Annotated in this window: 10 protein-coding genes, 1 pseudogene and 1 other annotated feature; of the genes and pseudogenes, 6 read left to right on the top strand and 5 right to left on the bottom strand. The window is 60.6% G+C overall.

Annotated features, from left to right (window positions below; genetic code table 11):
- The 3 genes from rplA to rplL form a co-directional block, all read left to right on the top strand.
- Positions 1–540: 50S ribosomal protein L1 (gene rplA, locus Q0K43_RS08670; protein ID WP_297290158.1), on the top strand; the 540-nt coding region annotated here is incomplete at its 5' end.
- 115 nt (positions 541–655) lie between these two features.
- Positions 656–791 (top strand) — a sequence feature (ribosomal protein L10 leader region).
- Between the two features lie 45 nt (positions 792–836).
- Positions 837–1,370, top strand: coding sequence for a 50S ribosomal protein L10 (rplJ, locus tag Q0K43_RS08665; protein WP_297290157.1), 534 nt, complete (start codon positions 837–839; stop codon positions 1,368–1,370).
- A gap of 51 nt (positions 1,371–1,421) precedes the next feature.
- On the top strand, positions 1,422–1,796 hold the full coding sequence (gene rplL, locus Q0K43_RS08660; RefSeq protein WP_087345801.1) for a 50S ribosomal protein L7/L12: 375 nt from the start codon (positions 1,422–1,424) through the stop codon (positions 1,794–1,796).
- A gap of 59 nt (positions 1,797–1,855) precedes the next feature.
- Here the strand turns inward: rplL and Q0K43_RS08655 are convergent, their stop codons facing one another.
- Complete coding sequence (locus Q0K43_RS08655) at positions 1,856–3,118, bottom strand: diaminopimelate decarboxylase (RefSeq protein ID WP_297290156.1); 1,263 nt, start codon at positions 3,116–3,118, stop codon at positions 1,856–1,858.
- A gap of 320 nt (positions 3,119–3,438) precedes the next feature.
- Here Q0K43_RS08655 and Q0K43_RS08650 point away from each other — a divergent pair, with 320 nt between their 5' ends.
- From Q0K43_RS08650 to Q0K43_RS08640, 3 genes are all read left to right on the top strand, one after another.
- Positions 3,439–4,821 (top strand): uracil-xanthine permease family protein, encoded by a 1,383-nt coding sequence (locus Q0K43_RS08650; RefSeq protein ID WP_297290155.1) that lies wholly within the window; start codon positions 3,439–3,441, stop codon positions 4,819–4,821.
- Between the two features lie 99 nt (positions 4,822–4,920).
- Positions 4,921–5,448 carry a helix-turn-helix domain-containing protein gene (locus Q0K43_RS08645; RefSeq protein ID WP_297290154.1) on the top strand — a complete coding sequence of 176 codons (528 nt, stop codon included), beginning with the start codon at positions 4,921–4,923 and terminating at the stop codon, positions 5,446–5,448.
- 140 nt (positions 5,449–5,588) lie between these two features.
- Positions 5,589–6,155, top strand: a complete 567-nt coding sequence (locus tag Q0K43_RS08640; protein ID WP_297290153.1) for an ECF transporter S component — start codon at positions 5,589–5,591, stop codon at positions 6,153–6,155.
- A 52-nt stretch (positions 6,156–6,207) separates the two neighbouring features.
- On the opposite strand, the gene Q0K43_RS08635 is transcribed toward Q0K43_RS08640, so the two are convergent.
- The 4 genes and pseudogenes from Q0K43_RS08635 to Q0K43_RS08620 all read right to left on the bottom strand — a co-directional run.
- Positions 6,208–7,425 carry an LL-diaminopimelate aminotransferase gene (locus Q0K43_RS08635; protein ID WP_297290152.1) on the bottom strand — a complete coding sequence of 406 codons (1,218 nt, stop codon included), beginning with the start codon at positions 7,423–7,425 and terminating at the stop codon, positions 6,208–6,210.
- 18 nt (positions 7,426–7,443) lie between these two features.
- On the bottom strand, positions 7,444–8,238 hold the full coding sequence (gene dapF / locus Q0K43_RS08630) for a diaminopimelate epimerase (RefSeq protein WP_297290151.1): 795 nt from the start codon (positions 8,236–8,238) through the stop codon (positions 7,444–7,446).
- Positions 8,239–8,330: 92 nt separating this feature from the next.
- A complete protein-coding gene (locus tag Q0K43_RS08625; RefSeq protein WP_297290150.1) occupies positions 8,331–8,849 on the bottom strand; it encodes an ANTAR domain-containing protein in 519 nt (172 codons plus the stop codon).
- 34 nt (positions 8,850–8,883) lie between these two features.
- Positions 8,884–9,360: pseudogene (locus tag Q0K43_RS08620) on the bottom strand (type I glutamate--ammonia ligase); the annotation flags it as partial.

The raw sequence follows: 9,360 nt of genomic DNA, 5'->3' as shown, positions 1-9,360 counted from the left end.
CGTCACGCCGACCAGCAGGTCCGCGGCGCCATCGTTCTCCCCCACGGCACCGGCAAGACCCAGCGCGTGCTGGTCTTTGCCAAGGGCGACAAGGCTGAGGCTGCCAAGGCCGCCGGCGCCGACTTCGTGGGCGAGATGGACATGGTTGAGAAGATCCAGAAGGAGAACTGGTTTGACTACGACGTGGTCGTGGCTTCTCCCGACATGATGGGCGTTGTGGGCCGTCTGGGTAAGGTCCTGGGCCCCAAGGGTCTGATGCCCTCCCCCAAGGCCGGCACCGTTACCCCCGACGTGGCCAAGGCTGTTACCGAGATCAAGGCCGGTAAGGTTGAGTACCGTCTGGACAAGACCAACATCATCCACTGCCCCATCGGCAAGGTTTCCTTCGGTGCTGAGAAGCTGACCGAGAACTTCAATGCTCTGATGGGCGCCATCATCAAGGCCAAGCCCTCCGCCGCCAAGGGTCAGTACATTCGCTCCTGCGTGTGTGCTTCCACCATGGGCCCCGGCGTGAAGATCAACGGCGCTAAGCTGATGTAATGTAAAATGGGGAGCAGGTGTTCCTGCTCCCCATTTTTTTCACGCTTTCCCCGAGGATCATCACAAAAAAGTGATCATTTTTCAAAAAAGTGCTTGACATCCTTAGGGTTCTATTGTATACTATCAGTCGTGTTCAAAGACAGCAGGCGGCATAAGCCATAAGTCCTGCCGAGAATGCAGCCACAACGGAATGAATTTCTTTGTGCTGTTTTCGCTGCTTTGAATGCGAAAACAGCTTTTTTGTTGCGTGACTGCATCGGAAAAGTTGAACTCAAATTCAACGGAGGTGAATCCAAATGCCTAACGCAAAGGTTCTCAGTGAGAAGCAGGCCATCGTGGCTGAGCTGACCGAGAAGCTGCAGACCGCCGCCAGCGGCGTGCTTGTGGACTACAAGGGCATCACCGTGGCCGAGGACACCGCTCTGCGCGCCGAGTGCCGCAAGAACGAGCTGGACTACGCCGTGGTGAAGAACACCCTGGTGCGCTTTGCCATCAACAACGTGGGTCTCAACGAGATGGACGATGTCCTCAACGGCACCACTTCTCTGGCCCTGTCCCACGGTGATCCCATCGCTCCCATGCGTGTGATCAACAAGTTCGCCAAGCAGTTCAACGGCGCCAAGTTCACCATCAAGGCCGGCTTCATGGACGGCAAGGTCCTGTCTATGGACGAGATCACCGCTCTGGCCGAGCTGCCCTCCAAGGAGGTCCTGCAGGCTCAGGTCCTGGGCACCATGCTGGCCCCCATCACCAGCCTGGCCATCGTCATCAAGGCCATCTGCGAGCAGAAGGGCGGCTCTGTGGAGTCCGTCGAGGCTGCCGCCGAATAATTCCCCGCACCATTCTGTATCAATTATAATTTATTTAGGAGGTTACCTATCATGGCTTCTGAGAAAATCACTGCCCTCATTGAAGAGGTTAAGGGTCTGACTGTTCTGGAGCTCTCCGAGCTCGTCCACGCTCTGGAGGAGGAGTTCGGCGTTTCCGCCGCTGCTATGGCCGCTCCCGCCGCTGGCGGCGCTGCCGCTCCCGCTGCTGAGGAGAAGACCGAGTTCGACGTGGTGCTGGCTGACGTCGGCGCTGAGAAGATCAAGGTCATCAAGGCTGTCCGTGAGATCACCGGCCTGGGCCTGGCCGAGGCCAAGGCTGCTGTCGAGGCTGCCCCCAAGGCCATCAAGGAGGGCGTGTCCAAGGACGAGGCCGAGGAGCTGAAGAAGAAGCTGGAAGAGGTCGGCGCCAAGGTGGAGCTGAAGTAATTCCGCTTTCCAATCGGATGAAAAAGACCTGCCGCAAATGCGGCAGGTCTTTTTTCTGCTTATTCGTCAAAGATCAGGGTGGCAAAGTAGTCCTCCGGCGTCTCCGCCCGGCGGATCAGGCTGGCGGACCCGTCCTCCCGAAGCAGAACCTCGGCGGAGCGCAGTTTCCCGTTATAGTTGTAGCCCATAGAAAAGCCGTGGGCACCGGTATCGTGGATCACCAGCAAATCTCCGATCTCCACCTCCGGCAGCATCCGGTCGACGGCAAACTTGTCGTTGTTCTCACACAGCCCGCCGGTAACGTCATACTTGTGGTCGCAGGGGGCGTCCTCCTTGCCCATGACGGTGATGTGGTGGTAAGCGCCGTACATGGCAGGGCGCATCAGATTGGCGGCACAGGCGTCCACCCCCACATACTCCTTATAGGTATGCTTGAAGTGGAGAACTTTGGTAACCAGGCAGCCGTTGGGCCCCAGCATAAACCGGCCCAGCTCGGTGTAGATGGCCACATCCCCCATACCGGCAGGCACCAGGATCTCCTCAAACTGCCGGCGCACCCCCTCGCCGATGGCGGCGATGTCGTTGGCGGGCTGGTCGGGCCTGTAGGGGATGCCCACACCGCCGGACAGGTTGATGAAGCAGATGTGGCAGCCGGTCTCCTGCTCCAGCTCCACCGCCAGTTGGAACAGGATGCCCGCCAGGGTGGGATAATATTCGTTGGACAGGGTATTGGAGGCCAGGAAGGCGTGGATGCCGAACCGCTTGGCTCCCATGGCCTTTAACTTTTTGAAGCCCTCAAAGAGCTGCTCCCGGGTGAAGCCGTACTTGGAGTCACCGGGGGTGTCCATCACCTGGAAGCCCTCAGTGGATGCACCGATGGTAAAGGTTCCGCCGGGATTGAACCGGCAGGAGATGGTCTCGGGGATGTACCCGATGGTCTCCTTGAGAAAATCAATGTGGGTATAATCATCCAGATTGATGGTGGCCCCCAGCCGGGCGGCCAGTTTGAAGTCCTCCGCCGGGGTATCGTTGGAAGAAAACATGATCTCCGGCCCGGACAATCCGCACTGCTCAGAGAGCATCAGCTCCGTGAGGGAGGAGCAGTCGGCCCCGCAGCCCTCTTCCCGCAGGATCTTCAAAATGGCAGGGTTGGGGGTGGCTTTCACGGCAAAATATTCTTTAAAGCCCGGATTCCAGGCAAAGGCAGCTTTCAGCCGCCGGGCATTTTCCCGGATACCCTTCTCGTCATACAGGTGGAAAGGGGTAGGGTATTGATCCGCAATGGCGCGCAGCTCATCCTGCGTCACAAAGGGTCGTTTCATGGGGTCACCTTCTTTTCTTTTGCTATGTAATATAGTAAAGTTCTGCTCGTCTGTCAATGGACAGATAGGCCGTGTTTTCCGTTTCTTTCCTCTTATTCTTTAGAAATTTGCCCAAAAAGCAAGAATCTTATACTTCTGTCTTGCGTACACTAGTACGGGCTGGTATAATAAAATGAAATTTGGAACAGGACAGGAGGTGTTCGTCATGAAAACAAGATTGGCTTTGTTTTTGGGGCGGACACTGTTGGAATGAGCGATTGTTTTTTCATTGGAAAAAGCAATTGCTTTTTTTCTGCCCTTCCGCAAGAGAGGAGATCATTATGAACGACAACCGCACCCCCGGCAACGAGCCCATCCGGGACGCACGCACCCTGGGCATGCCCAAAACGCTCATCCTGGGCCTGCAGCATATGTTCGCCATGTTCGGCGCAACCGTGCTGGTACCCATCCTGGTCCAGGCCTACGGCCTGCCCCTGTCCATCCAGACCACCCTGTTTTTCGCCGGTATTGGTACCCTCTTCTTCCATGTCTGCACCAAGCTGAAGGTTCCCGCCTTCCTGGGTTCCTCCTTTGCCTACCTGGGCGGCTTTGAGGCGATGTCCAAGCTGGATGTGGGCAAATACGCCGGTATGGACCCGGCTGTCAAGCTGCAGTACGCCTGCGGCGGCATTGTGGTAGCCGGCCTGCTCTATGTGGTACTGGCCGCCATCATCAAGGTGGTGGGGGTGCGCCGGGTGATGCGCTTCCTGCCCCCGGTGGTCACCGGCCCCATCATCATCCTCATCGGCCTGAATCTGGCCCCCAACGCCGTATCCAACGCCTCTACCTGCTGGTGGCTGGCCCTGGTGGCCATGGCCATCATCGTCATCGCCAACATCTGGGGCAAGGGCATGATCAAGATCATCCCCATTCTGCTGGGCGTGGTGGGCTCCTATCTGGTGGCCGTCATCGCCAACGCCGCTGGAGCCACCGCTTTGGATGCGGCAGGCAACGTGGTGCCTCTCATTAACTTCTCCGGCGTGGCCCAGTCCGCTCCGCTGGGCATTCAGCCCTTCTTCCTGGCCAAGTTCGATCTGACCTCCATCCTGGTCATGGCTCCCATCGCCATTGCCGCCATGATGGAGCATATCGGAGATATGTCCGCCATCTCCGCCACCGTGGGCCAGAAATTTATTGAGGATCCCGGTCTCCACCGCACCCTCATCGGCGACGGCATTGCCACCTCTCTGGCGGGCCTCTTCGGCGGCCCCGCCAACACCACCTACGGCGAAAATACCGGCGTGCTGGTACTCTCCCGTGTATACGACCCCAAAGTGGTGCGCCTGGCTGCCATTTACGCGGTGATTCTGTCCTTCTCCCCCGCCTTCGCCGCCATCGTCAACTCCATCCCCACCGCCATCATCGGCGGCGTCTCCTTCATTCTCTATGGTATGATCTCCGCCATCGGTGTGCGCAACGTGGTGGAAAACCGGGTGGACTTCACCAACTCCCGCAACCTGATCATTGCCGCCGTCATTCTGGTATGCGGCCTGGGCTTCTCCGGCGGTATTACCTTCTCCATTGGTGAGGCCCACGTGACTCTCACCAACCTGGCTATCGCCGCCATTGCCGGCATCGCTCTCAACGCCATCCTGCCTGGCAAGGACTATGAGTTCGGCTCCGACGTCACCGAGGGCCGTTCCGGCGACTTCGGCCGGTATTAAGGCCAATGGAACCACTTGTTGCGGAAGTGACATCTTTTTGCGGTGGCTTTGCCCCCGGCCTTCTGGTAAGATGAGACCAGAAAGTCAGGAGGTGTTTCCATGAAACTGCCAGAGAAACTTGTAACGCTGCGCAAGCAGCGGGGCTTATCCCAGGAGTCTATGGCGGAGCAGCTGGGAGTATCTCGTCAGGCCGTCTCCCGCTGGGAACAGGGCTCCGCCCAGCCTGATGCAGGCAACCTGTTCCAGCTCAGCCGCCTGTTCCAGGTATCCGCCGACTATTTGCTGGACGACACGCTGGACCAGCCCTGTCAACCTGCCGCACCCCCGGCAGCCGATCCTCTGAAAAAACGTCGGCTGGCCGGACTGGTGCTGGCCGCCGTCGGACTGCTGGGAAATCTGGTGATCTATATTCTCTCCCGGATCATAGCGGTCACGGTCACCACCACCTATCACATCGATCAAATTCAGCAGTCCTATCAAAGCAATGAAACCGTCCACAGCTGGAAGTATTTCATCCAGGTCTACGACCTGGAGGCCCTTACCGCCCTGTTCTGTTTCCTGCTGGTGGGAGGGGTGGCCCTCTTTCTGGTCTCCTGGCCCCCGGTCCGCTCCAGACTGTTTGACTGACAAGAAGCATGCCGCGGCTTTGGCCGCGGCATGCTTTGCCCTAATCTGGCCTTATTATATTTTCCATATCTGGCGTTTGAATCAAGGTCAGTCTGACGATATAATCAAGGCAAGAAAGAGAAACAAAGGAAGTGTGTTCCATGCAGTCCCGCTCTCATCCCGCCCTGCGGGTGGCCGTGCTGGCCATGATGACCGCTCTGGTATTTGTGGTCAACTATCCCCGCGTCATCATCCCCCTGTCCACCGGCCAAACCTCCTTTACCCTGGCCAACATCATGTGCTGCCTGTCCGGCCTGCTGCTGGGCCCCATCGGCGGTCTGGCCGCCGGTCTGGGTTCCGCCCTCTACGACCTGACCAATCCCCTGTACGCCCCGGAGTGCTGGCTCACCTTCCTGACCAAGGGGGCTATGGGCCTGGGCGCCGGGCTGGTCATGCTCCGGGCCAAGCACCGGGAGGAGCCCCGCTATCCCCGCTGCTTGCTGGGCGCTCTGCTGGGCTGCGCCGTCTACTACGTTCTCTACTTCTCCAAGAGCCTGTTCTATGACGGCATGCTGGTGGGCGGGTTAAGTCTGGAGGCATCCGCTCTGTTGCTGCCCTTAAAGGTTCCGGCCTCGGTGGTCAACGCCGTGCTGGCGGTAGCCGCCGCCCCGGTCCTCTGCCTGGTGATCCGCTCCGCCCTCAAGCGAGCCCACCTGAAGCTGGCCTGATTCCAAACAGTAAAAAATACCCGCTGCATTGCAGCGGGTATTTTTGTTTGCCTTACAGCACGGCCTTGATGCGCTCCACGGCCTGACGGGTGGCCTCGGCCTCACCGAAGGCGGTAAGGCGGATGTAGCCCTCCCCGCTGGGGCCGAAACCGGCGCCGGGGGTGGTGACCACGTTGGCCTGGCGGAGCAGCTTGTCAAAGAAGTCCCAGGAGCCCATACCGTCGGGGGTGGCGGCCCAGATATAGGGGGAGTTCTCCCCGCCGGACACCGTGAGGCCGGCGGCAGCCAGGCCATCCCGGATGACCTTGGCGTTATTCAGGTAGTAGTCAATGGTCTCCTTCACCTGCGCCCGGCCCTCAGGGCTGTACACCGCCTCGGCCCCCCGCTGTACCACATAGGGCGTGCCGTTGAACTTGGTACACTGGCGGCGGTTCCACAGGCCGTTGAGGGCGGTACCATTGCGCTCCAGGTCCTTGGGGATCACGGTATAGGCGCAGCGGGTACCGGTGAAGCCGGCGGTCTTGGAGAAGGAGCGGAACTCGATGGCGCAGGTGCGGGCCCCTTCGATCTCAAAGATGGAGTGGGGGATGGCGGGATCGGTGATGAAGGCCTCGTAGGCACTGTCGTACAGGATCACGGCACCGGTACGGTTGGCGTGATCCACCCAGGCCTTGAGCTGCTCCCGGGTGGCCACCGCGCCCGTGGGGTTGTTGGGGAAGCACAGGTAGATCAGATCCACCCTTTGCTCCGGGATGGCAGGCGAGAACCCGTTCTCCGCCACGCAGGGCATATAGACCAGATTGGTCCACCGGCCTGTTGCCTCGTCGTAGTCGCCGGCCCGGCCCGCCATCGCGTTGGTGTCCACATAGACAGGGTATACCGGGTCGCACACCGCTACCACGTTGTCCCGGTCAAAGATATCCCCGATGTTGCCGCAGTCGCTCTTGGCGCCGTCGGACACAAAGATCTCCTCGGGTTGGATATCCACCCCCCGGGCCTTGTAATCATGCCGGGCAATGGCCTGCCGCAGGAAGTCGTAACCCTGCTCCGGGCCATAGCCGTGGAAGCCCCGGTCGGTAGCCATCTCGTCCACCGCCCTGTGCATGGCGGCGGTGACGGCGGCGGGCAGGGGCCGGGTCACGTCGCCGATCCCCAGCCGGATCAGGGCACTGTCGGGATTGGCCTCACTGTAAACGGCCACCCGCCGGGCAATCTCGGAAAACAGATAGCTGCCGGGCAGCTTGTTGAAGTGTTCATTGATCTTTGCCATATGGTTCTCTCCTTTGCGTCACAGGGAATAGTCTCCTTCAAAGACCGTGTTTGCCGGCCCGGTCATCACAATGTGGCTTTCATCGGTGGGCCAGGACAATTCCAGCACGCCGCCGGGCAGCTCCACAGCGGCCTGACGGCTGCACTTGCCCTGGATCACCGCCGCCGCCAGTGCGGCGCAGGCTCCGGTACCGCAGGCCAGGGTCTCCCCGCTGCCCCGCTCCCACACCCGCATCACCAGCCGGTGGGGGGCGGCGGGGCGCACAAACTCGGTGTTGACCCCCTGGGGAAAGGCAGCATGCCGCTCAAAGCAGGGGCCCAGCCTGGCCAAATCCAGCTCCTCGGGCCGCTCCACAAAGAGGACGGCGTGGGGATTGCCCATAGATACCGGGGTGACCTGCCACATCCTGTCCCCCGCCTTCAGCTCCAGCAGTTCCCCCACCTGTGGCCGGCCCATGTCCACCCGGACGGCCTGCACCAGGCCGTCCTCCGTCAGCAGTTCCAGGGTGCGCAGCCCGCCGCCGGTCTCGATGGTCAGTTCCTTGCGTTTGGTCAGGCCCTTGTCGTAGACATATTTGCCCAGACACCGGATACCGTTGCCGCACATTTCGCCCTCGGAGCCGTCGGCGTTGAACATCCGCATTTTAAAGTCGGCCCGATCCGAGGGGCAGATACAGATCAGCCCGTCGCTCCCCACACCGAAGTGGCGGTCGCTCATCCGCCGGGCCAGGGCGGGCAGATCCTCCGGCAGGCCCTCCATGCCGTTGAGGTAAATATAGTCGTTGCCCAGGCCCTCCATTTTCGTAAAGCGCATATCCGGCCTCCCGTCTCCAGGTACAAAGGGGCGGCGGTCATGCCTGGACCGCCGCCCCTGGACCCAGCGTTCTCTTGTCAATCCTATGCCGTTCACCGGCGTTCTAATACCATCCGGGCCGCCTGGGTCAGCCTGACGCCGGCGGCCATGCTCTTTTTCTGGAGGGCCCGGTGGGCCTCCTCCTCGCTGAGGCCCTCCGCCATCAGTTTGGCTTTGGCCCGAAGGAGCAGCTCCCGCTCCTCTTCACTGCGTCGATTGGGCCTGGCCCGAACCAGCTCCAGTAATTCCTCCACCGCCTCCAGCAATTCACTCCGGGAAGCCGGGGCATTCAAGCGAAGGATCTCCGGGTTCCGAACCAGCTCCAGCATACTCCGTGAGGCCACCATCAGCATACGGCAGAAGGCGGGCAGATCCTCATACAGCAGCTCCGCCGTGCCGTCGGCAAATTTGTAGCCGCAGATCACAGCCTCCACCTGCTGCTCGTGGACGGTGCGGCGCACCTGATCGGCGGAGGTACACAGCAGGCAGGCGGCAGTACCAGACCGCTCCAGGATCTCCCGGATGCGTTTACCGTTCTGGGCGCCGGCAAAAGCCACGATCACCTTTTCCATCTCCGCTCACCTCCGCCGGAGAAAACGGGCGGGATCAATAGTTGATAATGTATTTCTCCCGCTCCCAGGAGGATACACGGGTGCGGTATTCCTCCCACTCCTTCTTCTTACCCTCCAGATAGTTCTGGGCCACATGGTCCCCCAGGGTGTCCAGGATCAGCTGATCGGCCTCCAGTTCACGGATGGCCTCCTCCAGCGAACCGGGCAGGGAGTCGATGCCGTGAGCCTTCCGGGTGGCGTCGTCCATGGCGTAGATGTTCTCCGTGATCTCGGCAGGAGGCGTCAGACCCCTCTCGATGCCGTCCAGGCCGGCGGCCAGGCAGACAGCAAAGGCCAGATAGGGATTGCAGGAGGGATCGGGGGAGCGCAGCTCCACCCGGGTGGACTGGCCCCGGGAGGCGGGGATACGGATGAGGGCGGAGCGGTTGGAGGCCGACCAGGCCAGGTAGCAGGGGGCCTCGTAGCCGGGCACCAGCCGCTTGTAGGAGTTGACCAGGGGGTTGGTGATGGC

The sequence above is a fragment of the uncultured Flavonifractor sp. genome, from assembly GCF_944383115.1.
Taxonomy (GTDB): domain Bacteria; phylum Bacillota; class Clostridia; order Oscillospirales; family Oscillospiraceae; genus Flavonifractor.
This window is presented reverse-complemented; position numbering and strand designations above follow the sequence as displayed.

Bases quoted from the DNA above. Each gene is read 5' to 3' on its own strand.
- Q0K43_RS08650 (WP_297290155.1), top strand. From the start codon at position 3,439: ATGAACGACAACCGCACCCCCGGCAACGAGCCCATCCGGGACGCACGC.
- Q0K43_RS08635 (WP_297290152.1), bottom strand. From the start codon at position 7,425: ATGGCAAAGATCAATGAACACTTCAACAAGCTGCCCGGCAGCTATCTG.
- dapF (WP_297290151.1), bottom strand. From the start codon at position 8,238: ATGCGCTTTACGAAAATGGAGGGCCTGGGCAACGACTATATTTACCTC.
- rplL (WP_087345801.1), top strand. From the start codon at position 1,422: ATGGCTTCTGAGAAAATCACTGCCCTCATTGAAGAGGTTAAGGGTCTG.
- Q0K43_RS08655 (WP_297290156.1), bottom strand. From the start codon at position 3,118: ATGAAACGACCCTTTGTGACGCAGGATGAGCTGCGCGCCATTGCGGAT.
- Q0K43_RS08625 (WP_297290150.1), bottom strand. From the start codon at position 8,849: ATGGAAAAGGTGATCGTGGCTTTTGCCGGCGCCCAGAACGGTAAACGC.
- rplJ (WP_297290157.1), top strand. From the start codon at position 837: ATGCCTAACGCAAAGGTTCTCAGTGAGAAGCAGGCCATCGTGGCTGAG.
- Q0K43_RS08640 (WP_297290153.1), top strand. From the start codon at position 5,589: ATGCAGTCCCGCTCTCATCCCGCCCTGCGGGTGGCCGTGCTGGCCATG.
- Q0K43_RS08645 (WP_297290154.1), top strand. From the start codon at position 4,921: ATGAAACTGCCAGAGAAACTTGTAACGCTGCGCAAGCAGCGGGGCTTA.